Below are 25,241 nucleotides of genomic sequence, written 5' to 3' on the forward strand. Positions count from 1 at the left end.
AGAGTGTTGACCATATCGACATACCGTTGGTACGTTGCGGTGGCAGACGCCTGAGGAACGGGGAAGCGATGACGCTGGAACACGTCGACGTTCTGATCGTCGGTGCCGGGCTGTCCGGGATCGGCGCCGCCAGCCACCTGCAGGCCGAGTGCCCCGGCCGGACGTACGCGATCTTCGAGTCGCGCGGTGCGATCGGCGGCACCTGGGACCTGTTCCGCTACCCGGGCGTCCGCTCCGACTCGGACATGTTCACCCTGGGCTACTCGTTCGAGCCGTGGACCGACGCGAAGGCGATCGCGGACGGCCCGTCCATCCGCGAGTACGTGCGGACCACCGCGCGGAAGCGGGGGATCGACCGCAGGATCCGGTTCCACCACCGCGTGGTGCGGGCGGAGTGGTCGTCGGACCAGGCCCTGTGGACGGTCGAGGCGGAGCGCACCGACACCGGCGAACGCGTGCGGATCACCTGCGACTTCCTGTTCGTCAACTCCGGGTACTACCGCTACGACCAGGGGTACGCGCCGGAGTTCCCCGGCCAGGACGAGTTCGCCGGCACCGTCGTGCATCCGCAGCACTGGCCGGAGGACCTGGACCACACCGGCAAGCGCGTCGTCGTGATCGGCAGCGGCGCTACGGCCGTGACCCTGCTGCCCGCGATGGCGGGCGACGCGGCGCACGTGACGATGTTGCAGCGCTCGCCCAGTTACGTGCTGTCGCTGCCGGGCACCGATCCGGTCGCCGACAAGCTGCGCGGCGTGCTGCCGCCCAAGGTGGCCTATCCGATCGTGCGGTGGAAGAACGTGCTGTCCGCCATGCTGTTCTTCCAGCTCAGCCGCCGCACGCCGGCGTTCGTGCGGAAGTTCCTGCGCAAGGCGGCGTCCGCGCAGCTGCCGCGCGGGTTCGAGGTGGACCGGCACTTCAACCCCAGCTACGACCCGTGGGACCAGCGGGTGTGCTTCGTGCCGGACGGGGACCTGTTCAAGGCCGTCCGCAGCGGCAAGGCCGACATCGTCACCGACACCATCGAGCGGTTCACCGCGGAGGGCGTCCGGCTGACCTCGGGCCGGGTGCTGGAGGCCGACATCATCGTCACGGCCACCGGCCTGAACCTGCTGCCGTTCGGCGGGATGGACCTGGTGGTCGACGGCGAGCCGGTGGAGATCGGCGAACGCCTGGCGTACAAGGGCATGATGCTCTCCGGCGTGCCGAACTACGCGTTCACCATCGGCTACACGAACGCTTCGTGGACGCTGAAGGCCGACCTCGTCGCCGGGTACGTGTGCCGCCTGCTCAACCACCTCGACGAGCACGGCTACACCACCTGCACCCCGGTGGCGCCGCCGTCGGTCACCGCGACCGAGCCGCTCATCGACCTCAGGTCCGGGTACGTGCTGCGCAGCATCGACAAGCTGCCCAAGCAGGGCCCGGCCGCGCCGTGGCGGCTGTTCCAGAACTACCCGCGCGACGTGCTGTTGATGCGGCACGGGTCGCTGACGGACGACGCCATGCGGTTCGCCCGCACCGCCAAGCAGGCGAAGGAACGGGTGGCCTGATGCGCGACTACGTGTTCGACGGCGGCACGGCCGTGGTGACCGGGGCGGCCAGCGGCATCGGCGAGGCGCTGGCGCATGCGCTGGCCGCGCGGGGCTCGAACCTGGTGCTGCTGGACCGCGACGCCGACCGGCTGGCCGCGGTGGCCAAGGCCGTGGGGGCGGGAGTGGACGTCTCCACCCACGTGGCCGACCTGGCCTCCGCGGAGGAGACGGCCGCGGCCGCCGAGCGGGTGCTGGCCGAGAACCCGCGGCTGACGTTGCTGATCAACAACGCCGGTGTCGCGCTGGGCGGCCGCTTCGACCAGCTGACGCTGGAGGAGTTCGGCTGGGTCGTGGACGTCAACTTCCGCGCCCCGGTCCAGCTGACGCACGCGCTGCTGCCCGCGCTCAAGGCCGCACCCGGCTCGCACATCGCCAACGTGTCCAGTCTGTTCGGGCTGATCGCGCCGCCCGGCCAGTCGGCGTACGCGGCGAGCAAGTTCGCGATCCGCGGGTTCACCGAGGCGATCCGGCACGAGCTGGCCGGCCAGGTCGGGGTCACGTCGGTGCACCCGGGCGGCATCCGCACCCGGATCGCGGAGTCCGCGCGCGTGGGCAGCGGCGTGCCCGGCGGGATGGACACGCGGCAGTGGGAACGCGTGCTGCGGATGGACCCGGCGAAGGCCGCGGTGGTCATCGTGGACGCGATCGAGCACCGCAAGCCGCGCGTGCTGATCGGCTGGGACGCGAAGATCCCCGACCTGCTGGTGCGGCTGCTGCCCGGCGCGCACAGCCGGCTGCTGGGCAGGTTGCGCTGACCGTGGACTTCGTGGACGTGCGCGGGCGGCGGGCCCGCTACCGCGTGGACGGAGACGGGCCGCCGGTCCTGCTGTTGCACGGGATCGGCCGGAGCCTGCGGGACTGGTCCGAGCAGCAGGACCTGCTCGCCGCCGCGCACCGGACCTACAGCGTCGACCTCGCCGGCTTCGGGATGTCGGAACCGTTGCCGGGCAAGCACACGCTCGCCGCGCTGGCCGGGTTCGCGGCGGACTTCCTGGACGCGGTGGGGGAGACGCGGCCGGTGCACGTGGCCGGGAACTCGCTCGGCGGCGCGGTCGCGATGCGGTTGTCGGTCGACGCACCGGAGCGGGTGCGCAGCCTGGTGCTGGTGAACAGCGCGGGGTTCGGCCGCGAGGTGACGATCGCGCTGCGGCTGCTGGCGTTGCGGCCGCTGGGGAAGCTGCTGCTGCGCCCGAGTGTGGCCGGGGCCGTACGGACCGAGCGCGCGTTGTTCCACGACCGCACGTTCGCGACGCGGGAGCGGGTCGAGCACGCGCTGGAGATCGCCCGGCAGCCGCACGCGGCGCGGGTGATGCTGGAGACGGCGCGCGGGCTCGGCGGTTTCCGCGGCGTGCGGGAGGACTGGCGGGCCGAGCTGGTCCAGGCGGTGGCCGCGCGGGCCCTGCCGACGCTCGTCGTGTGGGGCGACCGCGACCTCATCCTGCCCGCCCTGCACCTCGACGCCGCCCGGCGCGCGTTGCCGCACGCGCAGACGCGGCTGTTCACCGACACCGGGCACATGCCGCAGATCGAGCGGGCCGCGGAGTTCCACGACCTGGTGACGCACTTCTGGGCGGAGCAGGTCAGCCCCAGGTGAGCGGGTCGAGGTGGAGGTAGAACCGCAACCGGGCGGGATCGGGCGCGGCGCCGTACCGCTCGGCGAACTCCGCGTCCGCGGCCCTCGCGCGTTCCTCGTCCGGCCAGGTCTCCCTGGGCGCCCTAGGTCGACGAAGCCCGACACCTCGTGCGTCGCGGGGTCGACGACGATGTTGGGCAGGCAGAGGTCGCCGTGGCAGACCACGGCGTCGGTGGCCTTCTCGGCGCGGCGCTGCTCGACCTGGGGCACGAGACGCGCCAGCAGCTCCGCGGGCGGGGTGTCCTGCTGCTCGACGGGCAGGAACTCCGGGTTCACCGCACCGCGTCCGCGATGTTCGGCCAGGCGCGGCCGAGGTCTTCGGCGGACAGCAGGTCGCCGGGCACACCGGGAACGGTGCTGGTCACCAGGCAGGCGCCGGTTTCGCCGGAGTGCCAGTCGAGCACGCGTGGTCCCGGCACGCCCTGCCCGGCGAGCCAGGTGATCCGGTCGCGTTCGTGCCGGGGATCGGGCGCGTCCGCGGGCGGCACGTGCTTGGCGTAGCGGTCGCCGTCGGCGCTGTGGAACACCGCGGCGCCCGATTCGCCGCCGCTGACCGGACGTCAGCCGGGGTGATCGTGCATGGCGTCAGGGTATCGATTCAGGACCAGGGCGTGACCGGTCGCGGCACCCGCTCCCCGTCCAGCGTCACGTCCACCCGCTCGTCGAAGAAGGCCACGTGCCCGGCGAGCTGCCCGGCGTCCGGGAGCGGCTTCTCGTACGCCCACGCGAGGTCCGGGTGCGTCCGGCCGCCGACCTCGGCCGACCAGTACCGCGCCCGCCCCTTGTAGGCGCACGCGGTCTCGCGGGCGGACTCCCGCAGCCGGGTGAAGTCCACATCGGACGGTGGCAGGTACAGTCGCGGCGGCAGGGACGTCTCGAACACCAGCAGCGGCCACTTCGTGTCCGCCAGCGGCACCCCGTCGACCTCCACCCGCACGTGCCGCGAGCTGCGCCGCACGTCCACGCGGTGGAACGGGTCGCGCGGGTGGGACACGATCGTCTCGTCCTCTTCGAGCCACTCGTCGAACGCGTCGAAGTCGGCGATCACGTACTCCGCGAGGTCCGGGTCGTCCGGCCGGAACCCGGCGCCCGCCAGGACCACGCCGTCCAGGCTCAGCGTGAGCGGCGTGCCCGCGGTGGTGTGCGCGGCAAACCCGGTGCTCGGGTCCAGCACCCCCGTGTTGGGCCCGAGCGACACCGGGTGCCACTCGACGTCGGACGGCGGGGCGGGCGTGAGCGAGGCGTGGACGTCGGCCGCCGGGAAGGCGTACTGCGGCACCACCCGCCGCGGCTCCCACACCAGGGCCGCCCGGCGGGAGTCGGCGAACACCTTCCCGCCGGCGACCGCCCGCACCCGCTTGCGCGTCGGCTCGAACCGCAGTTCGGGCAGCTCCCGCGCCTGACGAAGGCTCAGCTGCAGCGCCATCGCCCCACTGTCCGCCCCGCCGGACGTCGAGTCAACGACGCAGCGCCTTGCGCGCCAGCCAGTTGCCGAGGAACTGCGCGCCCTGCACCAGCACGATGATCGTCACCACCGCCAGCCACGTCACCACCCAGTCGAACCGGTGGTAGCCGTAGGTGATGGCGAAGTCGCCGAGCCCGCCGCCGCCGACCGCGCCCGCCACCGCCGTCATGTCGACGATCGCGACGAACACGAACGTGTAGCCCAGCACCAGCGGCCCGAGCGCCTCCGGCACCAGCAGCGTGAGGATGATCCGCAGCGGGCTCGCCCCCATCGCCCGCGCCGCCTCGATCACGCCGGGGTCGATGGTGACGAGGTTCTGCTCGACGATCCGGGATATCCCGAACGTCGCCGCGAACACCAGCGCGAACGTCGCCGCCGCGGTGCCCAGCTGCGTGCCGACGACGAAGATCGTCACCGGCCCGATCGCGGTGATGAAGATGATGAACGGGATCGGCCGGATGATGTTGACCAGCACGTTGAGCACGGTGAACACGAACCGGTTCGCCAGCAGCCCGCCCGCGCGCGTGGTGTAGAGCAGGATGCCCAGCACCAGCCCGAGCACGCCGCCGACGACCAGCGTCACCACGGCCATGCCTAGCGTCTGCGCGATCGCCTCCCAGAACACCGGGCCCAGGGTCTCCCAGTCCAGGCTCATGCCGCGATCTCCTCGATCTCGGTGGTGGCGCGCAGGTCCGCGATGAGCGCGTCCACGTCGGCGTCGGCGCCGATCAATTCGAGCGTCAGACCGCCGAACGACCGGCCGGACAACGCCGTGATGCCGCCGTAGACGATCTCGAACCGCACGTTGTGCTTGCCGACCGCGTCGGACAGCACCGCGCCCAGCCTGCCGTCGTCGTGCACCTTCGCCGACACCAGCCGCCCGCCGTGCCGCGCCCGGATGCGGTCCAGGTCCGCGCCGTCCGGGGTGTCCCGCACGACCGACCCGACGAACCGCTGCGCCGTGCGCGTCTTCGGCGACGAGAACACCTCGAACACGCTGCCCTGCTCGATCACCCGGCCGGAGTCCAGCACCGCGACCCGGTCGGCGATCTCGCGCACCACCTCCATCTCGTGGGTGATCACCACGATCGTCACACCCAGTTCGGTGTTGACGCGCTTGAGCAGCCGCAGCACCTCGCCGGTGGTCTCCGGGTCCAGCGCGCTGGTGGACTCGTCGGCGAGCAGGATCTTCGGGTTCGTGGCCAGCGCGCGGGCGATCCCCACGCGCTGCTTCTGCCCGCCGGAGAGCTGGTCCGGGTAGTGCCAGGCCTTGTCGGTGATGCCGACGAACTTCAGCAGCTCCGCCACCCGCGCCTTGCGGCGCGCCTTGTCCCACCCGGCGATCTTCAGCGGGTAGGCGACGTTGCCGAACACCGTGCGCGAGCGGAACAGGTTGAACTGCTGGAAGATCATGCCGATCCCGGCTCGCACTTCACGCAGCTCCCGCTCGCGCAGCGCGGTCAGGTCCACGCCGTCGACGAGGACCCGCCCGGAGGTGACCGGTTCGAGCGCGTTGATCAGCCGGACGAGCGTGCTCTTGCCCGCGCCGGAGTAGCCGATGATGCCGAAGACCTCACCCGCGCCGATGGTCAGGTCGACATCCGCCAGCGCGGTGACGTCACCGAACCGCTTGGTGACGCCCTGGAACTCGATGAGCGCGCTCACTTCTTCGCGGCCCGCACGGTCTGCTCGAGGCGGTCCAGGATCGCCTGCAGGTCGGTGTTGGGACGCTCGACCAGCACGGCGGTGTTCTTCGACTCGGCCTTCACCTCGCCGGCCACCCGCGGATCGCGGTAGAGCTGGGCCAGCTTGAGGTAGGTCGGGTTGTCCTTGTCCTGTGCGCGGGTGACGAAGGTGTTGATGTAGGGCTCGGCGGACGGGTTGGCCGGGTCGTCGTTGAACAGCGCCTTCGACGGGTCGAGGTTGGCGTCCAGCGCGAAGTTGTTGTTGACGATCGCACCGTCGACCGAGGGGAGCGCGGCCACGGTCTGCGAGGCGTCCACCGGGGTCACGGTCACCTTCGACGCGGCCTGGTCGATCTCGGCAGGCGTGGACAGCACGTTCCCGCCGCCGCGCAGCGAGATCAGGCCGGCCGACTGGAGCACGAGCAGGGCGCGCGCCTGGTTGGTCGGGTCGTTCGGGATCGCGATCTGACCGCCCTGCGGGATGTCGGCGACGGTGGCGTGCTTGCGCGAGTAGAGGCTCAGCGGCACCACGTAGGTCGAGCCGATCGGGGTGAGGTCCTGGTTCGCGCTGACGTTGTAGTTGGCGAGGAACAGCAGGTGCTGGAACAGGTTCACGTCCAGCTGGCCCTGCGCGAGCGCCGGGTTGGCCTGGGTGTAGTCGGAGAAGTTGACCAGCTCCAGGTCGATGCCGTTGTCGGCGGCGATCTGCCGGAAGGTCTTCCAATAGTCGGAGCTCGCGTCGGTCACGCCGATCTTCACGGTGGTGTGACCGGCGGTGGTGCCGGAGTCCGACGTCGTGTTGACGACGATCAGGACCACGGCGACGAGGACGACGACCACGGCGAGGATGACGCCGATCAGCGGGCCGCGCTTCCGGCGCGGCTTCTCGGGGAGGATGGCGTCGTCAGGGGTGTTTTCGGACATGGCGCCATCCTGCCGACGATCACCGGGATGGGGGACAGCTGTCCCGCATGGTGATCGTCGGCAGGATGGATTTGCCTTCGAACGTCCGGTTGTGCTAGTGGATCACCTGCGGTAACGGCCCTGTGTCTGAACGTTCAGCTCGTCCATCCGGACCGACTTCGCGCTCGCCGTGCGCGGGTCGTGCAGCGTGAACACGTCCAGCCCCTTCTGGATGTCTGAGGAGTAGATGTGGCCGTTGTAGTAGTAGGCCGACCACGACCCGCCGACGATCAGCTGCTCGGTGGACAGCGGCCCGCGCTCCCAGTACGCCAGCTCCTTCGGGTGGGCGGAGTCGGTGAAGTCCCACACCGAGATCCCGCCCTGGTACCAGGCCTGCACCATGATGTCGCGGCCCTTGACCGGGATCAGCGAGCCGTTGTGCGCCACGCAGTTCTCGGTGGCCGCCTGCTCGCGCGGGATCTTGAAGTAGCTCGCGAAGCGCAGGCTGCGGTCGTCGCCGCGGCCGGTGATGTCGTAGATCGCGTCCGCGCCGCGGACCGCGCCGATCGCCGCGGTGCACGCCGGCTGGCTGCCGCCGCCCAGCTCGTCGGTGAAGACGACCTTGGTGCCGTCGTTGTTGAACGTCGCCGAGTGCCAGAACGCGAAGTTGGTGTCGTCCTGGACCTGCTCGATGATGCGCGGGTGCTCGCGGTCGGAGATGTCGAACAGCACCCCGTCGCCCATGCACGCGCCCGCGGCCAGGTCCTTGTCCGGGTAGGCGGTGATGTCGTGGCAGCCGGAGGTGGCGGTGACGTAGTGGTGCGGGAAGGTTCCGGGGATGCCCGGGTTGCCGCCCGCGGGGCCGAAGACCACCGGCTCGTTGACGACGGCCGCGGCGGCCGGGTTGCGCACCGGGACCTTGACCACGGAGATCAGGTCGTGCGGGGGCTGGCAGTCCGGGAAGTCCGCGCGCGGGCTGTAGGAGGAGACGTAGAGGTAGACGTCCTTGCCGTTCTTGCCCGGCACCAGCGTGTGGGTGTGCGAACCGCACTTCGTCTCGACCGCGGCCACGTACTTCGGGCTGGCCAGATCGCTGATGTCGAAGATCTTGATGCCCTCCCACGAGTTCTGGTTCGTCGCGGGCTGGCTGGTGCTGGCGCAGGAGTTGTCGCTGCGTGAGGAGTCGGTGGACAGGAACAGCAGGTCGCCGGACACCGACACGTCGTTCTGCGAGCCGGGGCAGAGGACCTGGCTGACGATCTTCGGTTTGCTGGGCTTGGTGATGTCGTAGATCGTGAAGCCGTTGTAGTTGCCGACGATCGCGTGGTCGTCGGTGAACGCGATGTCGGTGCCGAAGGCGTCCACGTTGTCGAACGGGGCCTGCTTCGGGATGTTCGCCAGGTGCTGGATGTTGCGGGACTGGCTGACCTCGTCGACCCCCGGGATGCCGGGAGCGGCCGACGCCGGCGCGGCGCCGAGCGTGGTCAGCGACAGGGCGATCGCGCCGGTGAGCGCGAAGAGCCGGCGTCTGCGTTGCGTCCCCGGAGCCACGTGGCCAACCCCTTTCGTTCGGAAGAAATACGAAGTATGCCCGGATTCGTCGCTGGGCGGACACGGCCGAAAGTAGGCTTTTTCCTGGGGTACGGTCGCGGGGACGGACGAGTGCGAGGAGGCCTGGGTGCGGGGGTTCGTCCTGGGAACGCTGCTGGCCGCGGCGGTGCTGGCGTCGGCGTGCTCGGCCGAGCCGGAGGCGCCGCCGGTCGTGGTGCCTGGCGCGCCGGGGGAGCCGGCCCGCACGCTGCCCGCGGACGAGGCGAGCTCGGCGGTGCCTGCCAACCGGCACAACGACGCCGACGTGTCGTACGCGCAGCGGATGATCATGCACCACCAGCAGGCGATCCGGATGGGCGAGCTGGCGCCGGCGCGGGCCGCGCGGGAGGACGTGAAGGGCCTGGCGGCCCGCATCACCGCGACGCAGGCGCCGGAGATCACGTCGATGACGGCGTGGCTGCGGCAGCGGGGGCTCGAGGTGCCGGGGGAGCACGCCGGCCACCACGGCTCCCACGGCGCGACGACCGGCATAGCGGGGGAGATGCCGGGGATGGCGACCGAGGAGCAGCTGGCCGCGCTGGCGGCCGCGACGGGCCCGGAGTTCGACCGGATGTTCCTGCAGCTGATGACGGCGCACCACGAGGGCGCGATCACCATGGCGACGGAGGTGCTGGCCGCCGGGTCGGACGTGTTCGTGGAGGAGATGGCGACCGACGTGATCGCCTCGCAGAGCGATGAGGTGACGCGAATGCGCTCGATGGCCGGCTGATTCGATTCCCCCAGCGAGGGCCGGCCCCGGCCCCGCGGCCCTCGCTGCTGCCGGCCTCGGCCCGCCGCCCGCCCCTCCGCCGCCCGCCGCTCCGCCGGCGGCCGCTCCGCCGGCGGCGGGGAGGTGGCCCGGAGGGGTCGGGCCTGCCATCGCCGCCCGGGCATGCCGCTGCGGCCGCCGGGCCCGCCGGGCCCGCTGGGGCCGCTGGGGCGGCGGGTCCGCTGAGGGTTGTGTCGCCTCTGGCGGGGTTGCCGAGGCTGCGCCTCCGGCGGCACCACCACAGGCGGCGAAATCATTCCGGCCGAGTGTTGGCCGTTCCGGGCAGTGCGTCCGCTGTCGGGGGCGGTGTGTTGGCCGTTGCGGGCGGTGTGTTGGCCGTTGCGGGCGGCGTGTTGGCTGATGCGGCCATCGTGCCGGCCCCTCTGCGGGTGCGACGCGCGGGCCAGTCATCCGCCGGTCGCACTTCGCGGGTGATTCCTCCTCTCCGTGGTGCGGCGCGCGCCGTCGAGGAGGATCGTGGGGTTCATGGCGGAGCCGAACGTGATGGGGTGGGCCGCGGCCGGTGGCGTCCTCATCCTGGCGATCATCGCGTCCGCTGCCCTCGGCGACGCGTGGTACTTCCTGGCCGGTGTGATGGCGGGCCTCGGTCTGCTGGCGGGCATGCGGTCGAGCACGCCCTCCAACTGAGGCGGGATCACCCGAGCGTCGCTCTGAGGCGGTCGAGCGCTCGGTGCTGCACCACGCGCACCTGGTTCACCGACAGCCCCAGCGCGGCGGCGGTCTCCTCAGCCGTCAGGCCCGCCGCCACGCGCAGCAGCACGATCTCCCGCTCCACGCCGGGCAGCGCCAGCACCGGTGAATCGGCCTCGGGGAAGCGGGCCCCGGCCACGGTCTGCGCCGTCAGTTCGTACGCAAGCGCGGGGAAGGAGCCCCTCCAGCCGGGCAGCGCGTGCAGGATCGCCAGGCACGCCTCCTGCGCCACCTCGTCCGCGCCCCGGCTCAGCCGCGCCCGGCAGTACCGCACGACGACCGGCGTCACCGCGGCGACCAGTTCCCCGATCGCCCCCGTCTCGCCACCGGCGGCGGCCGCCACCAGGTCCGCGCCGGGCAGCCGCGCGCTCATCACACCCTGCGCCGCCATCGCGCTCCCCCTCCTCGACAACTCCCACGCGCGAACCGCCCGCCCGGTTGCCTCGGCCGCTAAGGTGATCATCATGCGGCTCGCAGTGGCGATCATCGCGGCGGTTCTGGCCTTCGGCGCGGCTCCGGCGGACGCCGCGCCCAGGCCGCTCACCGTCGCCAGTTACAATATCCATGCGGGCGCCGGGCAGGACGGCGTCTTCGACCTCGCCCGCACCGCCGCCGCGATCCGCGACCTGCACGCGGACGTCGTGGGGCTCCAGGAGGTCGACGTCCACTGGGACGCGCGCAGCGACTACCGCGATGAGGCCGCCGAACTCGCGCGCGCCCTGAAGATGCACGTGTTCTTCGCGCCGATCTACGACCTCGACCCGCCCGCGCCCGGTGCGCCGCGCCGCCAGTACGGCGTCGCCGTGCTGAGCCGCTTCCCGATCGTCGCCGCGCGGAACCTCGAGATCACCCGGTTGTCCACGCTCACCCCGGACGCCACCCCCGCCCCCGCACCGGGGTTCGCGGAGGTCACCGTCGCCGCCGACGGCGGACCGGTCCGCGTCTACACCACCCACCTGGACTACCGCGCCGACCCGTCCGTGCGGCAGGCGCAGGTCGCCGACATGCTCGCCGTCCTCGGACGGCTGCCCGGGCCGGAGATCCTCACCGGCGATTTCAACGCCGAACCAGCCGCCCCCGAGCTCGCTCCACTGTGGACCGATCTGGCCGACGCGAACCCGCGCGCGGGCACCTACCCGGCCGCGGAACCCGTGACGCGCATCGACTTCGTGACCGCGTCCCCGCACTTCGGGATCCGGGCCGCCCGCGCCATGGCGACGACGGCCTCCGACCACCGGCCGGTGGTCGCCGAGCTGGACCGGATGCGGCCGTTGTAGGCGCTGCTCACGCGTGCAGGAGGTGCGGCAGGACGGCGGGGTCGTCCAGCGCTGTCACGTAGAGCGCCGGCCTGCCGGAACCCGGCCACCGCAATGGTGTACGGGCGGGCTACGCGCTGTCCGTGACCACGACCAGCGACAGCCCGGCCGCCTGCGCCGCCGTCGCGCCCGCCGCTGAGTCCTCCAGCGCCACGGAGCCCGGCGGGTCGGCCCCGAGCCTGCGGCACGCGGCCCGGTAGACGTCCGGCGCCGGTTTGGGCGCCGCCACCTCGTCGGTGCTGACGACCGCCCGGAACGCCGGACGCAGACCGGCCCCGCTCAGCACCTCCGACAGCACCCCGGACGGCGCGTTCGACGCCACCGCCGGAACGCGCCCGGCCAGCGTGGAAACGAGTTCCAGCGCCCCCGGCAGCGCGGCGGGCGGCCGGAGTTCGACCGCGGTCCGCAGGGCCTCGTCCAGCATCTTCGCGACCCGGCCGGTCTCCCCGGACTGGCCGGCCCACAGGGCGATCCGCGCGGCCGCCGCACCCACCGACGCCCCGGCCAGCGTGGCGAACTGCCGGTCGCTCAGCTCCAGCTCCAAGGCCTGCGCCCCGGTCCGGAACGCGGTGTACCGGGCCGCCGCCGTGTCCAGCGGCAGACCGTCACAGTCGAAGACCACGGCACGGCGGATCGCGGACATGGGCACCTGACCCTTCCCGTGGCTGGAACAACTTTCCGAGCCGTCCACTCTGGAGGAGGTGGCGGGCCAGTACCTCGGGCTGCTCAAGCTGGAGCCGGCGGGGTAAGCCGCGTTGTCCGCGGAACTGTCGCGTTCGGACACCCGCCGGGACACGACCGGACTGCTGCGGCGGTTGATCGCGCGGGAGTTCGCCGTGCGGGCCGTCCCGGTGCCGGGCCCGTGGCACGAGTTCGACTCCGCGCGGGACTGCCTGGTGGGGGAGCCGGTGCTGCGGGAGCTGGACGAGGTGCTGTCCGGTCGCCTCCCTGCTCGCCGCCGCGGGTCGCGGTGCTCGGCGGGCTCGCCGGATGCGCGCTGGGGCGGCGGGCGACATGACCGACAAGGTGTTCTACCTGCTGCACGGCCTGCAGGACCGCTACAGCGCGCTGTACCAGGACAACATCGCCCGGCTCGGCCCGCGGGACGTGCTCGTCGCCAGCATCGTCAGCTCCGGCCAGTCCTACCTGGGCGGCATCCTCGTCGAACTCGGCCTCAACTACGCCGACGCCTACACCGAGGCCCTGCGGGAGGACGGCGCCAGCGAACCCGTCGCCGCCTACGACGACTACCGCGAGCGCCTGGCTACGCCGGACGCGCCGCGACGGCCTTGGCCCCGGTTCGTCAAGACCCACCTCACGCCACGGTTCTTCACCGGCCGCCCGCTGCTCGGCGTGTGGATCCTGGTCCGCGATCCCCGCGACGCACTGTACTCGTGGTACCGCTTCCGCACCGAGTTCGTGCGGGACCAGCTCGACCGGCTGGCCACCTCGTTCGAGGACTGGCTGTGCCGACCGGTCTCGACCGGCTCGACGACTGGGCGGACTTCCACCGCCGCTGGCTCGGCGGTGCCGGCCGCCTGGCCCGGTCGGCGATCACCACGTTCGAAGACCTCAAACGCGACCCGCTGCCGACGTTGCGGGCCGGGCTGCGCGCGTTCGGACTGTCCATTCCGGACTCAAACATCGCCGCGGCGGTGCTGAGCAGCGACTTCCAGACCGTGCGCCGCCGCGAACGCGACCGGGGCGGCGACGGTCCCGGCATCCTCCGCCAGGGACAGCCGGAGGAATGGCGGACGTGGATGAGCCCGTCCACCGCGGACCTCTTCGGACGGGCGCACGTCGCCGCGCTCGCCCGCCGGTTCGGTTACCACCTCGGAGAAAGGGCACGGTCATGACCCTGGCGCAGGGGTGACTTCACCACGCTCGCGGAAAGCTACTCGCGCTACCGCGAGGGCTACTCGCCCGCGGTGCGGGACGCGATCCTCGGCCTGTGCGCGCGCCCGGTGTGCAGCCTCGACGTGGCCGACGTCGGCGCGGGCACCGGCATCTGGAGCCGGATGCTGGCCGCGCGGCTGCCCGCGTCGCTGACCGCCGTCGAGCCCAACGACGCGATGCGGGAGCAGGGTGTTGAGGACAGCTACGGGCTGCGGATCACGTGGCACGCGGGCAGCGGGGGGCGGGTGGTTCGCCGCGCTGTGGAACCCGCGCGAGGTCGAGGCGAACCCGCTGCTCGCCGAGATCGAAGGCGAGATCCGGCGACTCAGGCCCGACCTGCGGCGGGTGTCCTCGGGCCGGTCCGGCATCACCGCCACGTTGACCGCGCGGCTGGCGGCCGAGCCCGGCTACGGCCCGCCGCTCTACCTGGAGGCCCGCCACGTGGTGCGGCAGACGGTGGAGCACTACCTCGGCGTGTGGCGCTCGGCGAACGACGTCCAGGCACAGCTCGCCCCCGCGGTGTTCGCGAAGTTCCTCGGCCACGTACGCGAGGCGCTGGCCGAGCACGACGTCGTGGAGACGACGTACGTGACCCGCGCGTGGGCGGTGCAGCGGCTGCCTTAGAGGTTGAGCAGCGTCTGGTCCGGCCCGGTCGCGTTCAGGTCCAGCGCACGCAGCGCCGCCCAGACGGTCGCCTGGTTGGCGGTCACGATCGGCTTGCCGAGCTCGGCTTCCAGGGGCGCGATGAGGTCGTAGGTCGGCAGTGCGGTGCAGCTGACGAAGATCGCGTCCGCGTCCGGGCGGTCGCCGGCGCGGATGAGCTCCGCCACCTCGGCGTAGCCGGCGGTCAGCACCTCGCGCACCGGGAGGCCCAGCGGCGTGCACGCGACGACGTCGAACCCGGCGGTGCACAGGAAGTCGCGCAGGCGGTTCCCCAACAGGCGCTCGTAGGGGTGCACGACCGCGACCCGCTGCGCCTTGACGGTGCGCAGCGCGGACACCGCCGCCCCCGACGTGGTCAGCGCGCGGGGCGCGCCGGCGTCCAGCATGGCCTGGCGCAGCGCGGCCTCGCCGAGCGTGCCGCCGACGAAACTGCACGCGGTGCAGGCGTAGATCACGACCTCGGCGCCGACCGCGCACACCTCGCGCGTCGGGCGGCGGACGGTTGCGGGCCGGTTGAGCGCCGACGCCGAGTCGAGGTCGTCGCCCTCGGGCGAGCCGCCGGTGCGGGCGATGAACAGGCTCACGGTCGGCGGCACCCACCGCCACAGCTCGCGGTCACGGGCGAAGTCGTAGGGCGCGACGATGCCGACGCCCGTCTGGGGTTCCGGCCCCTGAACGTGGCGTTTCATACGCGCAGGGTACCCGAACCGTCCCGCTTCCTGCGCCCGTGACCGGCGGAATCGACGAGGCGTCGTGGGTGCCCGGCTCGGTGGCCGAGCGGGCGCGGGCCGCGCAGGTGCTGCTGGCACGCGGGTCCGACGTGGTGCGGATGTCGGTCAGCGAGATCGCCGCCGCCGCGGGCACCGGGGTCGGGACCGTGGTGCGGACGTGCCAGAGCCTGGGGTTCAAGGGCGTCCAGGACGCGAAGATCGCGCTCGCGCAGAACCTCGCGCCGCTGGTCATCGACCGCGGCGATTCTCCCGCCGACGTGCTCGCGAAGCTGGCCGCGAGCAGTGCTGACGCGCTGCAGCGGGCCCGGTCGAGCGTGGACGCGGCGGCGCTGAAGCGGGCGGCCGGGATGCTGGCCGCGGCGACGCGGGTGCTGGTGCTCGGGGTCGGGACGAGCGCGCCGCTCGCGCAGGACGCCGCCTACTGGCTGCTGACGCTGGGCATCGCGGCCGAGGCCCCAGCCGATGTGCACGTCCAGCACGTGCGCGCCGGATTGCCGCGGCCGGGGGACGTGGTGGTGGCGGTGAGCCACACCGGAGCGACCCGGGAGACGGTGAGCGCGGACCGGCGGGCGACGGAGTCCGGCGCGGCGGTGGTCGCGGTGACCAGCTTCGCGACGACGCCGCTGACGGAGGTCGCCGACGCCGCCCTGGTCGCCGGGGGACTGGAGACGAGGTGCCGCGTCGAGGCGATGACGAGCAGGCTGGCGCACCTGGTGGTGCTGGACGCGTTGTTCGTGAGCCTGCTGCTCGCGGAGCCCGCCCGGTCGGCGGAGGCGCAGGCGCTGGTGGCCGATGTGCTGAGCGAGCACCGGTTCTGAGGCCGCCCCCGGCGTCAGGCACCGTGGCGGGTGGAGGCTCGTACCACCAGTTCGGGTGTGAACACGACCTGCTGGTGCTCGTGGCCGGGGTCGCTTGTCTCCAGCAGCAGCAGCTCCGCCGCCGTCCGGCCGAGCTGCCTGCGGGGCTGCCGCACCGAGGTGAGCGGCACGGCGGCCGCCGCGGCGAAGTCGATGTCGTCGTACCCCACGATCGCCAGGTCGTCCGGCACCCGCAGCCGCAGGCTGACACACGTCTGCAGCAACCCCAAGGCCAGCAGATCATTGGCGCAGAACGCAGCCGTCGGCCGCAGTGACGACGGCAGCCCGGCCAGGCGCTGCCCGGCGGTCCGGCCCTCCGCCACCGTCAACGCCGACGTCGTCAGGTCGACCAGGTCCGCCGGGCCCAGCCCGGCCTCCTTCATCGCCCGCAGCGCGCCCTCCCGTCGGTCGCGCACTTGCCCGAGCGAATCGGGGCCGCCGATGAACGCCACCCGCCGGTGACCCAGCTCCAGCAGGTGCTGCACCGCGAGCCGCCCGCCCAGCACATCGTCCACGGCCACCGAGCAGTGATCGCCCGACTGCCCGGTCCGGTCCACGATCACCAGCGGGATCCCGTGCGCCGCCGTCTCCGCGAGCACCGGGGCGTCCGGGTCGACCGGCGTGATCAGGATGCCCTGCACCCGCTGCTGCTCCAGCCGGCTCAGGTAGTCGCGCTCGCGCTCGGCGCGGTTCGCGCTGTTGCACAGGAACAACGACAGCTCGGCTTCGTCGGCCGCGTCCTCCACGCCCTCGGCCACGTCGGTGAAGAACGGGTTGCTCCCGTCGAGCATCACGTACGCCAGGATCCGGCTGCGCCCGGCCCGCAGCTGCCGAGCCGTTTCGTTGCGCACGAACTTCAGCTCGGCCATCGCCGCCTCGACCTTCGCGCGCGTGCGCGGGCTGACGCGGTCCGGCCGGTTGAGCACGTTCGACACGGTCCCCAGTGACACGCCTGCCGCCGCCGCGACGTCCTTGATCCCCGCCGCCCGGGGCTCCGGAACAGCAGCCCCATCCGTGGTCGTGCGCGCCATGTGACCCTTCCGTTGAAACGTGTAACAAGCACCGATGTTATCGGATCGCGACCGAGAAAACGCGCCTGAACTGGGCTGGAAACTTGTCGTTGACTTCGTGATCCAGCGCATAGTAGCGTCAGCGCGCCAGGTTTGTGAAACCTTTCATTTCGGAGGTCGCGATGGTGCGGCAGGACCAGGGCGCGGTGCCCTTGCTGGAGGTCTGCGGCGTCACGAAGTCGTTCGGCGCGGTGGCCGCCGTGCAGGGGGTGTCGTTCCCCCTCTACTCCGGCGAGGCCCACGCGCTGGTGGGTGAGAACGGCGCGGGCAAGTCGACCATCGTCAAGATGCTCGCCGGGGTCCACCGCCCGGACACCGGAACGCTGCTGGTCGACGGGCAGCCCGTCGAGTTCTCCTCCCCGGCCGACGCCAAGGCCGCCGGGATCGCGGTGATCTACCAGGAACCCACGCTGTTCCCCGACCTCACGGTCGAGGAGAACATCGTGATGGGCCGCCACCCGCGCAAGCGGCTGGGCATGATCGACCGCGGCGCGATCCGGGCCGAAGCGGAGAAGCTGTTCGCCCGCCTTGGCGTGCGAATCGACCCGGGCCGCCCGGCCCGCGGCCTGTCGATCGCCGACCAGCAGATCGTCGAGATCGCCAAGGCGCTGTCCGCCGACGCCCGCGTGCTGATCATGGACGAGCCGACCGCGGCGCTGTCGCTGGTCGAGGTCGAGCGCCTGTTCTCGGTCGCGCGCAACCTGCGTGACGAGGGCGCGGCGATCATGTTCATCTCGCACCGCTTCGAGGAGATCACCGAGCTGTGCCAGCGCGTGACGATCATGCGCGACGGCAAGCACGTCTCCACCGACCCGATGGACGAGCTGACCGTCGACGAGATGGTCCGCCGCATGGTCGGGCGCGAGCTGGACGCGTTGTTCCCCAAGCAGGACGTCACCCCGGGCGAGGTCGTGCTCGAGGTCGAAGGCCTGTCCCGTGAGGGCGTCTTCCGGGACGTCTCGTTCCAGGTCCGGGCGGGCGAGATCGTCGCGTTCGCCGGTCTGGTCGGCAGTGGACGGTCCGAAGTGGTCCAGGCGGTGTTCGGAGTGGACGAACGCGACGCGGGAACCGTGAAGCTGCGCGGGAAGAAGCTCGAGCCGGGCTCGCCGCGCGCCGCGATGGCCGCGGGCATGGCCCTGGTGCCGGAGGACCGCCGCCAGCAGGGCCTGGTCATGGACCTGTCCATCGAGCGGAACGTGACCCTGCCGCGCTCGGGCGCGCTGGCGAAGCTGGGTTTCCTGTTCGGCGGCGGCGAGCGCCGGGAAGCGCTGCGCTGGACCGAACGGCTGCAGACCAAGTACGGCCGGCTCAGCGACGCCGTCGGCACGCTGTCCGGCGGGAACCAGCAGAAGGTCGTGCTGGCCAAGTGGCTGTCGATGGCGCCGAGCGTGCTGATCGTCGACGAGCCGACGCGCGGCATCGACGTCGGCACGAAGGCCGAGGTGCACCGACTGATGTCGTCGCTGGCCGCGGAGGGCGTCGCCGTGATCATGGTGTCGTCCGAGCTGCCCGAGGTGCTCGGCATGGCCGACCGCGTGCTGGTGATGCGCGAGGGACGGATCGTCGCGGAGATCGGCCGCGAGGACGCGAGTGAGGACTCGGTGATGTTCGCAGCGATGGGCCAGGGAGCGGCGGCGTGAGCGCGACGAAGGTGGTGGTTCCCACGACGACGAGCCGGTCCGTGTCCCGGAAGTTCTCCCTCGGCGGCCTCTTCAAGGCGCGTGAGGCGGGCATCGTCCTCGCGTTGATCGCCCTGGTGGCGTTCACCGCGACGCAGAACTCGCGGTTCCTGTCCGCGCAGAGCATCCGCGACATCCTGCTCGGCACCGCGATCCTGGCCGTGCTCGCGGTCGGCCAGGCGACGGTGATGATCACCCGCAACATCGACCTGTCGGTCGGCTCGGTGCTCGGCCTGTCCGCGTTCGCGGTCGGCTCGCTGCTGCAGGCCAACCAGGGCATGCCGGTGATCGTCGCGCTGGTCGTCGGCGTCGCGGTCGGCGCCGCGTGCGGTGTCGTCAACGGCGTCCTGGTCCGGTTCGGCCAGGTGCCCGCGCTGGTGGTCACCCTCGGCACGCTCTACGCGTTCCGCGGCGCGGCCTACTTCTGGGCGGGCGGCGAGCAGATCAACGCCGACGAGCTGCCCGGGCACTTCCTCAAGTTCGGCAACTCCTCGATCCTGGGCATCCCGTGGCTGGTGCTGATCGTGGTGATCGTGCTGGTCGCGGCTGGGATCGTGCTGCGCAACTACCGCGCCGGCCGGGAGCTGTACGCGATGGGGTCGAGCCCGCAGGCGGCCGAGCTGGCCGGTATCAAGGTGGGCCGCAACACGATCGCCGCGTTCCTGGTCAGCGGCGCGCTGGCCGGTGTCGCCGGTGTCCTGTTCGCCGCGCGGTTCGGCACGATCGACGCCGCCGCGGGCAACGGTTACGAGCTGAACGTGGTCGCCGCCGCGGTGGTCGGCGGGGTCGCGGTGTTCGGCGGCAGCGGCACGGTGTGGGGCGCGGGCCTCGGCGCCCTGCTGCTCACCGTCATCGGCAGCTCCCTGGCGGTCCTCGACATCAACCAGTTCTGGCAGCAGGCCATCGTCGGCGCGCTGATCCTGCTCGCGATCGGGGCCGACCGCGTCGTCGCGGTGCGGGTGGCCAAGTCACTGAAGAAGAGGGATTCCCATGTCTGACAAGCGGCCGGCCTGGCTGTCCCGCCTGGCGAGCTGGGACGCCGCCGTCATCGTGATCACGGTGCTGGTGCTGCTCATCGCCTCCGGCGTGGTGGAGAACTTCGGCAGCAGCCGCAACTTCACCTTCCTGCTGCTGGACCTGTTGCCGATCGCGCTGATCGCGCTGCCGATGACGTTCGTGATCGTGACCGGCGAGATCGACCTGTCGGTGGCCAGCACGCTCGGCCTCACCTCGGCCGTGATGGGCGACCTGTGGAACCGCGGCCTGCCCATCGAGACGATCATCCCGCTGTGCCTGGTGCTCGGCGCCGTCCTCGGCGCCCTCAACGGGTTCTTCGTGACCGTGCTGAAGCTGCCGTCGCTGGCGGTCACCATCGGCACGCTCGCGCTCTACCGCGGCCTGGCGTTCGTGGTGCTCGGCGACGGCGCGGTGGCCGACTTCCCGCGTGCCTACACCTCGTGGGTGACCGGCACGATCGGCGACGGCCCGATCCCGAACATGCTGATCCCGCTGGTGGTGCTGGCCGTGGTGTTCGGTCTCGTGCTGCATGCGACCCCGATCGGCCGGTCGGTGTTCGCGGCCGGCGCCAGCGAGCAGGCCGCGCGCTTCGCCGGGATCCGGGTGGCGCGGCTGAAGTTCTGGCTCTACGTCGTCAGCGGTCTCGTCGCCGGCCTGGCCGGGGTGCTGTGGACGCTGCGCTACTCCAGCGCCCGCGCCGACAACGGCCTTGGCATGGAACTCGCCGTCGTGGCGGCGGTCCTGCTCGGCGGTGTCTCGATCTTCGGCGGCAAGGGCACCCTGCCCGGTGTGCTCGCCGGGGTGGTCCTGCTGGCCACGCTGCAGAACGCGCTGCGGCTGCAGGACGTGTCGAACGAGGCGCTCAACATCGTCACCGGGGTGCTGCTGATCATCTCGGTGCTCCTGCCCAACGTCGTGATCAGGTTCCGGGCTGCGCTGCGGCGCCGGGCGACCACATAGAAAGGCGAAACGCCCATGAAGAGACGACTCCTCGCCGGTGCGGTGTCGGCAGCACTCGTGCTGACGGTGTCCGCGTGCGGTGGCACCACGAAGAACGACAGCAGCTCGTCCGGCGGCGGTGGCGCCCAGTCGACCGCGCAGGCCGACGCCAACGCCGCCACCAAGGAAGGCGTCAAGATGGCCTTCCTGCCCAAGCAGCTCAACAACCCGTACTCGGACATCGAGGTGGGTGGCGGCAAGACCGCGCTGGACGAGCTCAAGGGCGACTACAAGCTGGTCGGCCCGAACGATGCCAGCGCGTCCTCGCAGGTCAGCTACATCAACACGTTGATCCAGCAGCAGCAGGACGTCATCGGCATCGCCGCGAACGACCCGAACGCGGTGTGCCCGTCGCTGAACCAGGCGCGCAGCTCCGGCATCAAGGTCGTGGCGTTCGACTCCGACGCGGCCAAGGACTGCCGCGACGTGTTCATCAACCAGGCCACTACCGAGGGCATCGGCGAGCAGCTGGCGAAGATGGCCAGCGAGCTGGCGGGCGGCTCGGGTGAGATCGCGATCCTGTCGGCGACCCCGAACGCCACCAACCAGAACGCCTGGATCGAGGTGTTCAAGCAGCAGCTGACCAAGCCCGAGTACGCGAACCTGAAGCTGGTGAAGGTCGCCTACGGCAACGACGACGACCAGAAGTCGTTCCAGGAGGCCCAGGGCCTGCTGCAGTCCTACCCGAACCTGAAGGCCATCGTCGCGCCGACCACCGTCGGCATCGCCGCGGCCGCCCGCTACATCAGCTCCTCCAGCTACAAGGGCAAGGTCGCGGTGACCGGTCTCGGCACGCCGAACCAGATGCGCGAGTACATCAAGGACGGCACGGTCACCAAGTTCGCGCTGTGGAACCCGGCCGACATCGGCTACCTGGCCGCCTACGCGGGTGTGGCACTGGCCTCCGGCCAGATCACCGGCGTCGAGGGCCAGAAGTTCAAGGCCGGCAAGCTCGGCGAGTACACGATCGGCAAGGACGGCGAGATCGTCCTCGGCCCGCCGACGGTGTTCGACGCGAGCAACATCGACCAGTACAACTTCTGACAGTCTCCCGGCCGGGCCGCACCGGCGGCCCGGCCGGGGCTCCACCGAGGACGGATCGTGGCCCGATACTGCTTCTGCCTGCAGGTGAAGCCTGACCGGATGGCCGAGTACGCCGAGCGGCACCGTGCCGTGTGGCCGGAGATGCGGCAGGCGCTGACCGACACCGGATGGCGCAACTACTCGCTGTTCCTCCGGGACGACGGCCTGCTGATCGGCTACGTCGAGGCCGACGACCTCGAAGCCGCGCAGGCGGCTATGGCCCGCACCGAGGTCAACGCCCGCTGGCAGGCCGAGATGGCCGAATTCTTCACGGGCCTGGACGGGCGCGGCCCCGACGAGGGGTTCCAGTTGCTCACCGAGGTCTTCCACCTGGAAGGAAAGTGATCCTGTTGTCCGACCTGACCGCCGTGAAAGCAGCCCTGCGCGCTCAGCGGATCGAGACGCCTTCGTGGGCCTACGCCAACTCCGGCACCCGCTTCAAGGTGTTCCCGCAGCCCGGGGTTCCCCGCACGCCGGAGGAGAAGATCGCCGACGCGGCGAAGGTGCACGAGCTGACCGGCATCGCGCCGAGCGTGGCGCTGCACATCCCGTGGGACCGGGTCGACGACTACGGCGCCCTCACCAAGTACGCGCACGACCTCGGCATCGAGATCGGCGCCATCAACACCAACGTCTTCCAGGACGAGGACTACAAGCTCGGCTCGGTCACCAACCCCGCCCCGCGGATCCGCCGCAAGGCCACCGACCACCTGCTCGAGGCGATCGACATCATGGACGCCACGGGCAGCAAGGACCTGAAGTTCTGGTTCTCCGACGGCATCAACTACCCGGGCCAGGACGACCTGCGCTCCCGGCAGGACCGGCTGGCCGCCGCGCTGCGCGAGGCCTACGACCGGCTCGGCGACGACCAGCGGATCCTGCTGGAGTACAAGCTGTTCGAGCCCGCCTTCTACGCCACCGACGTGCCGGACTGGGGCACCTCGTACGCGCACTGCGTCGAACTCGGTCCGAAAGCGACGGTGTGCATCGACACCGGCCACCACGCGCCGGGTACCAACATCGAGTTCATCGTCGCGTTCCTGCTGCGCCAGGGCAAGCTCGGCGCGTTCGACTTCAACTCGCGCTTCTACGCCGACGACGACCTGATGGCCGGCGCCGCCGACCCGTTCCAGCTGTTCCGCATCATGTGGGAGATCGTGCGCGCCGACGCGCTGGACCCGTCCTACGGCATCAACTTCATGCTCGACCAGTGCCACAACATCGAGGCGAAGATACCCGCGATCATCCGCTCGGTGCTCAACGTGCAGGAGGCCACCGCGAAGGCCCTGCTGGTCGACAAGGAGGCCCTGTTCGCCGCGCAGCAGAACGGGGACGTGCTCGGCGCGAACGCCGTGCTGATGGACGCCTACAACACCGACGTGCGGCCGCTGCTGGCCGAGCTGCGCGAGGAGGCCGGGCTGGACCCGGACCCGATCGCCGCCTACCACCGCAGCGGTTACCAGGAAAAGATCGTCGCCGAACGAGCCGACGGCCGGCAGGCCGGTTGGGGAGCCTGAACCACCATGACGAACAATCCCGCCGCCGAACTCATCCAGCGCAGCAACGCCCTCGGCGCCGACCCGCGCAACACCAACTACGCCGGTGGCAACACCTCGGCCAAGGGCAGCGAGACCGACCCGGTCACCGGGCAGCCCACGGAACTGCTGTGGGTCAAGGGATCCGGGGGTGACCTGGGCACACTGACCGAGGCGGGGCTGGCCGTGCTGCGGCTGGACCGCCTGCGTGCCCTGGTCGACGTCTACCCGGGCGTCGAGCGCGAGGACGAGATGGTCGCCGCGTTCGACTACTGCCTGCACGGCCGCGGCGGCGCCGCGCCGTCGATCGACACCGCGATGCACGGTCTGGTCGAGGCCACGCACGTGGACCACCTGCACCCGGACTCGGGCATCGCGCTCGCCACGGCCGCCGACGGTCCGGCGCTGACCAAGGAGTGCTTCGGCGACCGCGTGGTGTGGGTCGACTGGCGCCGCCCCGGGTTCCAGCTGGGCCTGGACATCGCCGCGGTGAAGAAGGCCAACCCGCAGGCGATCGGCGTGATCCTGGGCGGGCACGGCATCACCGCGTGGGGCGAGACTTCGGAGGAGTGTCAGCGGAACTCGCTGGAGATCATCCGGACCGCGGAGAAGTTCCTCGCCGAGCGGGGCTCCGCGGAGCCGTTCGGGGCGGTCGTGCCCGGCTTCGAGCCGCTGCCCGAGGAGGAGCGGCGGAAGCGGGCCGCCGCGCTGGCGCCGGTGATCCGCGGGCTGGCGTCGACCGACCAGCGCCAGGTGGGCCACTACAACGACAGCGACGTGGTGCTGGAGTTCCTGTCCCGGGAGAAGCTGCAGCCGCTCGCCGCGCTCGGCACCTCGTGCCCGGACCACTTCCTGCGCACCAAGGTCCGCCCGCTCGTGGTCGACCTGCCCGCGACCGCGCCGCTGGAGGACGTCGTCGCGCGCCTGAAAGGACTGCACGAGGCATACCGCGCGGACTACCGCGCCTACTACGAGCGGCACGCGACCCCGGACAGCCCGGCGATGCGCGGCGCGGACCCGGCGATCGTGCTCGTGCCCGGTGTCGGCATGTTCTCCTTCGGCAAGGACAAGCAGACCGCGCGCGTGGCCGGCGAGTTCTACGTCAACGCGATCAACGTGATGCGCGGCGCCGAGGCGGTCTCCCGCTACGCGCCGATCCCGGAGAGCGAGAAGTTCCGCATCGAGTACTGGGCGCTGGAGGAGGCCAAGCTCCAGCGCATGCCCAAGCCGAAGCCGCTGGCCGGGCGCGTCGCGCTGGTCACCGGCGCCGGTTCGGGCATCGGCCGCGCCATCGCCGAACGGCTCGCCGCCGAGGGCGCGTGCGTGGCGATCGCGGACCTGAACGGCGATGCCGCCGAGGAGGTCGCGCGCTCCATCGGGAACACCGACAAGGCTGTTTCGGTGGTCGCGAACGTCGTCGACGCCGATGCGGTCGCCGCCGCGGTGGACGCGACGGTGCTGGCGTTCGGCGGCATCGACCTGGTGGTCAACAACGCCGGCCTGTCGATTTCCAAGCCGCTGCTGGAGACCACCGAGAAGGACTGGGACCTCCAGCACGACGTGATGGCCAAGGGCTCGTTCCTGGTCTCGCAGGCCGCGGCGAAGGCGATGATCGCGCAGGGCCTCGGCGGCGACATCGTCTACATCTCGTCGAAGAACTCGGTGTTCGCCGGCCCCAACAACGTCGCCTACGGGGCGGCCAAGGCCGACCAGGCGCATCAGGTCCGGCTGCTGGCCGCCGAACTCGGCGAGCACGGCATCCGGGTCAACGGCGTCAACCCGGACGGCGTCGTGCGAGGTTCCGGCATCTTCGCCGGCGGCTGGGGCGCGCAGCGCGCCGCGGTCTACGGTGTGCCGGAGGAGGACCTGGGCAAGTTCTACGCCCAGCGCACCATCCTCAAGCGCGAGGTGCTGCCCGAGCACGTGGCCGCGGCGGTGTTCGCGCTCACCGGCGGCGACCTGACGCACACGACCGGCCTGCACGTGCCCGTGGACGCGGGTGTCGCGGCCGCTTTCCTCCGTTGATGTAGGAAGGACTCGAGTG

General features: G+C 71.5%; 26 protein-coding genes and 1 pseudogene. 17 read left to right on the top strand and 10 right to left on the bottom strand.

What is annotated here, in order from left to right; translation table 11 throughout:
- The first annotated feature begins 68 nt into the window (after nt 1–68).
- Genes AMETH_RS10555 through AMETH_RS10565 form a run of 3 tightly spaced genes read left to right on the top strand, consistent with a single transcriptional unit; the run spans nt 69 to nt 3,189 of the window.
- Complete coding sequence (locus tag AMETH_RS10555; RefSeq protein ID WP_017981418.1) at nt 69–1,553, top strand: flavin-containing monooxygenase; 1,485 nt, start codon at nt 69–71, stop codon at nt 1,551–1,553.
- Nucleotides 1,553–2,350: an SDR family NAD(P)-dependent oxidoreductase gene (locus AMETH_RS10560; RefSeq protein ID WP_017981419.1), complete on the top strand. Its 798-nt coding sequence runs from the start codon at nt 1,553–1,555 to the stop codon at nt 2,348–2,350. Before AMETH_RS10555 ends, AMETH_RS10560 begins: the two co-directional genes overlap by 1 nt.
- Nucleotides 2,351–2,352: 2 nt before the next feature.
- Complete coding sequence (locus AMETH_RS10565) at nt 2,353–3,189, top strand: alpha/beta fold hydrolase (RefSeq protein WP_017981420.1); 837 nt, start codon at nt 2,353–2,355, stop codon at nt 3,187–3,189.
- Here AMETH_RS10565 and AMETH_RS42510 read toward each other — a convergent pair.
- From AMETH_RS42510 to AMETH_RS10595, 6 genes and pseudogenes are all read right to left on the bottom strand, one after another.
- Nucleotides 3,176–3,782, bottom strand: a pseudogene (locus tag AMETH_RS42510) (phosphotransferase); the annotation flags it as partial. The gene AMETH_RS10565 and the pseudogene AMETH_RS42510 sit on opposite strands and share 14 nt — an antisense overlap.
- A gap of 44 nt (nt 3,783–3,826) precedes the next feature.
- The gene (locus AMETH_RS10575) at nt 3,827–4,654 is read right to left on the bottom strand and encodes a DUF427 domain-containing protein (protein WP_017981422.1); all 828 of its coding nucleotides are present in this window, start codon (nt 4,652–4,654) and stop codon (nt 3,827–3,829) included.
- A gap of 31 nt (nt 4,655–4,685) precedes the next feature.
- Nucleotides 4,686–5,348 (bottom strand): methionine ABC transporter permease, encoded by a 663-nt coding sequence (locus AMETH_RS10580; RefSeq protein WP_017981423.1) that lies wholly within the window; start codon nt 5,346–5,348, stop codon nt 4,686–4,688.
- The gene (locus AMETH_RS10585) at nt 5,345–6,358 is read right to left on the bottom strand and encodes a methionine ABC transporter ATP-binding protein (RefSeq protein ID WP_017981424.1); all 1,014 of its coding nucleotides are present in this window, start codon (nt 6,356–6,358) and stop codon (nt 5,345–5,347) included. Before AMETH_RS10585 ends, AMETH_RS10580 begins: the two co-directional genes overlap by 4 nt.
- Nucleotides 6,355–7,302 (bottom strand): MetQ/NlpA family ABC transporter substrate-binding protein, encoded by a 948-nt coding sequence (locus AMETH_RS10590; RefSeq protein ID WP_017981425.1) that lies wholly within the window; start codon nt 7,300–7,302, stop codon nt 6,355–6,357. Before AMETH_RS10590 ends, AMETH_RS10585 begins: the two co-directional genes overlap by 4 nt.
- 102 nt (nt 7,303–7,404) lie before the next feature.
- Entirely contained in the window at nt 7,405–8,832 is a 1,428-nt protein-coding gene (locus tag AMETH_RS10595) for an LVIVD repeat-containing protein (protein ID WP_017981426.1), read from the bottom strand.
- 127 nt (nt 8,833–8,959) lie between these two features.
- On the opposite strand from AMETH_RS10595, the gene AMETH_RS10600 reads away from it, so the two are divergent.
- Nucleotides 8,960–9,601 carry a DUF305 domain-containing protein gene (locus AMETH_RS10600; protein ID WP_017981427.1) on the top strand — a complete coding sequence of 214 codons (642 nt, stop codon included), beginning with the start codon at nt 8,960–8,962 and terminating at the stop codon, nt 9,599–9,601.
- Nucleotides 9,602–10,126: 525 nt separating this feature from the next.
- Nucleotides 10,127–10,288, top strand: coding sequence for a hypothetical protein (locus AMETH_RS38665; protein WP_167345515.1), 162 nt, complete (start codon nt 10,127–10,129; stop codon nt 10,286–10,288).
- Between the two features lie 7 nt (nt 10,289–10,295).
- On the opposite strand, the gene AMETH_RS10605 is transcribed toward AMETH_RS38665, so the two are convergent.
- Nucleotides 10,296–10,742, bottom strand: a complete 447-nt coding sequence (locus tag AMETH_RS10605; protein WP_017981429.1) for a sigma factor-like helix-turn-helix DNA-binding protein — start codon at nt 10,740–10,742, stop codon at nt 10,296–10,298.
- Nucleotides 10,743–10,815: 73 nt separating this feature from the next.
- Here AMETH_RS10605 and AMETH_RS10610 point away from each other — a divergent pair, with 73 nt between their 5' ends.
- Nucleotides 10,816–11,628, top strand: a complete 813-nt coding sequence (locus AMETH_RS10610; protein WP_051079519.1) for an endonuclease/exonuclease/phosphatase family protein — start codon at nt 10,816–10,818, stop codon at nt 11,626–11,628.
- A gap of 109 nt (nt 11,629–11,737) precedes the next feature.
- On the opposite strand, the gene AMETH_RS10615 is transcribed toward AMETH_RS10610, so the two are convergent.
- Nucleotides 11,738–12,310, bottom strand: coding sequence for an HAD family hydrolase (locus AMETH_RS10615; protein WP_017981431.1), 573 nt, complete (start codon nt 12,308–12,310; stop codon nt 11,738–11,740).
- Between the two features lie 371 nt (nt 12,311–12,681).
- On the opposite strand from AMETH_RS10615, the gene AMETH_RS10620 reads away from it, so the two are divergent.
- The 3 genes from AMETH_RS10620 (at nt 12,682) to AMETH_RS10630 (ending at nt 14,187) form a co-directional block, all read left to right on the top strand.
- On the top strand, nt 12,682–13,329 hold the full coding sequence (locus tag AMETH_RS10620) for a sulfotransferase domain-containing protein (RefSeq protein WP_017981432.1): 648 nt from the start codon (nt 12,682–12,684) through the stop codon (nt 13,327–13,329).
- Nucleotides 13,323–13,523 carry a hypothetical protein gene (locus tag AMETH_RS10625; protein ID WP_017981433.1) on the top strand — a complete coding sequence of 67 codons (201 nt, stop codon included), beginning with the start codon at nt 13,323–13,325 and terminating at the stop codon, nt 13,521–13,523. Before AMETH_RS10620 ends, AMETH_RS10625 begins: the two co-directional genes overlap by 7 nt.
- 232 nt (nt 13,524–13,755) lie before the next feature.
- Nucleotides 13,756–14,187: a hypothetical protein gene (locus AMETH_RS10630; protein WP_017981435.1), complete on the top strand. Its 432-nt coding sequence runs from the start codon at nt 13,756–13,758 to the stop codon at nt 14,185–14,187.
- On the opposite strand, the gene AMETH_RS10635 is transcribed toward AMETH_RS10630, so the two are convergent.
- On the bottom strand, nt 14,184–14,915 hold the full coding sequence (locus AMETH_RS10635) for a maleate cis-trans isomerase family protein (RefSeq protein ID WP_017981436.1): 732 nt from the start codon (nt 14,913–14,915) through the stop codon (nt 14,184–14,186). The genes AMETH_RS10630 and AMETH_RS10635 overlap by 4 nt on opposite strands.
- Nucleotides 14,916–14,953: 38 nt before the next feature.
- Here AMETH_RS10635 and AMETH_RS10640 point away from each other — a divergent pair, with 38 nt between their 5' ends.
- The gene (locus tag AMETH_RS10640) at nt 14,954–15,775 is read left to right on the top strand and encodes a MurR/RpiR family transcriptional regulator (protein WP_017981437.1); all 822 of its coding nucleotides are present in this window, start codon (nt 14,954–14,956) and stop codon (nt 15,773–15,775) included.
- Nucleotides 15,776–15,789: 14 nt separating this feature from the next.
- Here the strand turns inward: AMETH_RS10640 and AMETH_RS10645 are convergent, their stop codons facing one another.
- Entirely contained in the window at nt 15,790–16,845 is a 1,056-nt protein-coding gene (locus AMETH_RS10645) for a LacI family DNA-binding transcriptional regulator (protein WP_017981438.1), read from the bottom strand.
- Between the two features lie 161 nt (nt 16,846–17,006).
- Here AMETH_RS10645 and AMETH_RS10650 point away from each other — a divergent pair, with 161 nt between their 5' ends.
- Genes AMETH_RS10650 through AMETH_RS10680 form a run of 7 tightly spaced genes read left to right on the top strand, consistent with a single transcriptional unit; the run spans nt 17,007 to nt 25,222 of the window.
- Complete coding sequence (locus AMETH_RS10650) at nt 17,007–18,524, top strand: sugar ABC transporter ATP-binding protein (RefSeq protein WP_017981439.1); 1,518 nt, start codon at nt 17,007–17,009, stop codon at nt 18,522–18,524.
- A complete protein-coding gene (locus AMETH_RS10655) occupies nt 18,521–19,561 on the top strand; it encodes an ABC transporter permease (RefSeq protein WP_017981440.1) in 1,041 nt (346 codons plus the stop codon). The genes AMETH_RS10650 and AMETH_RS10655 overlap by 4 nt, the downstream gene beginning before the upstream one ends.
- On the top strand, nt 19,554–20,540 hold the full coding sequence (locus tag AMETH_RS10660; RefSeq protein WP_017981441.1) for an ABC transporter permease: 987 nt from the start codon (nt 19,554–19,556) through the stop codon (nt 20,538–20,540). The genes AMETH_RS10655 and AMETH_RS10660 overlap by 8 nt, the downstream gene beginning before the upstream one ends.
- Before the next feature lie 15 nt (nt 20,541–20,555).
- Complete coding sequence (gene rhaS / locus AMETH_RS10665; RefSeq protein ID WP_017981442.1) at nt 20,556–21,623, top strand: rhamnose ABC transporter substrate-binding protein; 1,068 nt, start codon at nt 20,556–20,558, stop codon at nt 21,621–21,623.
- 57 nt (nt 21,624–21,680) lie between these two features.
- On the top strand, nt 21,681–22,007 hold the full coding sequence (locus tag AMETH_RS10670) for an L-rhamnose mutarotase (protein ID WP_026152999.1): 327 nt from the start codon (nt 21,681–21,683) through the stop codon (nt 22,005–22,007).
- A complete protein-coding gene (gene rhaI, locus AMETH_RS10675; RefSeq protein ID WP_017981444.1) occupies nt 22,004–23,179 on the top strand; it encodes an L-rhamnose isomerase in 1,176 nt (391 codons plus the stop codon). Before AMETH_RS10670 ends, rhaI begins: the two co-directional genes overlap by 4 nt.
- Nucleotides 23,180–23,185: 6 nt before the next feature.
- Nucleotides 23,186–25,222 carry a bifunctional rhamnulose-1-phosphate aldolase/short-chain dehydrogenase gene (locus AMETH_RS10680; RefSeq protein WP_017981445.1) on the top strand — a complete coding sequence of 679 codons (2,037 nt, stop codon included), beginning with the start codon at nt 23,186–23,188 and terminating at the stop codon, nt 25,220–25,222.
- Nucleotides 25,223–25,241: the final 19 nt, after the last annotated feature.

The sequence above is a fragment of the Amycolatopsis methanolica 239 genome, from assembly GCF_000739085.1.
GTDB lineage: Bacteria > Actinomycetota > Actinomycetes > Mycobacteriales > Pseudonocardiaceae > Amycolatopsis_E > Amycolatopsis_E methanolica.

Coding starts and splice junctions, on each gene's coding strand:
- AMETH_RS10615 (WP_017981431.1), bottom strand. CDS start 12,310: ATGTCCGCGATCCGCCGTGCCGTGGTCTTCGACTGTGACGGTCTGCCG.
- AMETH_RS10580 (WP_017981423.1), bottom strand. CDS start 5,348: ATGAGCCTGGACTGGGAGACCCTGGGCCCGGTGTTCTGGGAGGCGATC.
- AMETH_RS10620 (WP_017981432.1), top strand. CDS start 12,682: ATGACCGACAAGGTGTTCTACCTGCTGCACGGCCTGCAGGACCGCTAC.
- AMETH_RS10635 (WP_017981436.1), bottom strand. CDS start 14,915: ATGAAACGCCACGTTCAGGGGCCGGAACCCCAGACGGGCGTCGGCATC.
- AMETH_RS10560 (WP_017981419.1), top strand. CDS start 1,553: ATGCGCGACTACGTGTTCGACGGCGGCACGGCCGTGGTGACCGGGGCG.
- AMETH_RS10555 (WP_017981418.1), top strand. CDS start 69: ATGACGCTGGAACACGTCGACGTTCTGATCGTCGGTGCCGGGCTGTCC.
- AMETH_RS10650 (WP_017981439.1), top strand. CDS start 17,007: ATGGTGCGGCAGGACCAGGGCGCGGTGCCCTTGCTGGAGGTCTGCGGC.
- AMETH_RS10610 (WP_051079519.1), top strand. CDS start 10,816: ATGCGGCTCGCAGTGGCGATCATCGCGGCGGTTCTGGCCTTCGGCGCG.
- AMETH_RS10575 (WP_017981422.1), bottom strand. CDS start 4,654: ATGGCGCTGCAGCTGAGCCTTCGTCAGGCGCGGGAGCTGCCCGAACTG.
- AMETH_RS10605 (WP_017981429.1), bottom strand. CDS start 10,742: ATGGCGGCGCAGGGTGTGATGAGCGCGCGGCTGCCCGGCGCGGACCTG.
- AMETH_RS38665 (WP_167345515.1), top strand. CDS start 10,127: ATGGCGGAGCCGAACGTGATGGGGTGGGCCGCGGCCGGTGGCGTCCTC.
- AMETH_RS10680 (WP_017981445.1), top strand. CDS start 23,186: ATGACGAACAATCCCGCCGCCGAACTCATCCAGCGCAGCAACGCCCTC.
- AMETH_RS10590 (WP_017981425.1), bottom strand. CDS start 7,302: ATGTCCGAAAACACCCCTGACGACGCCATCCTCCCCGAGAAGCCGCGC.
- AMETH_RS10660 (WP_017981441.1), top strand. CDS start 19,554: ATGTCTGACAAGCGGCCGGCCTGGCTGTCCCGCCTGGCGAGCTGGGAC.
- AMETH_RS10645 (WP_017981438.1), bottom strand. CDS start 16,845: ATGGCGCGCACGACCACGGATGGGGCTGCTGTTCCGGAGCCCCGGGCG.
- rhaS (WP_017981442.1), top strand. CDS start 20,556: ATGAAGAGACGACTCCTCGCCGGTGCGGTGTCGGCAGCACTCGTGCTG.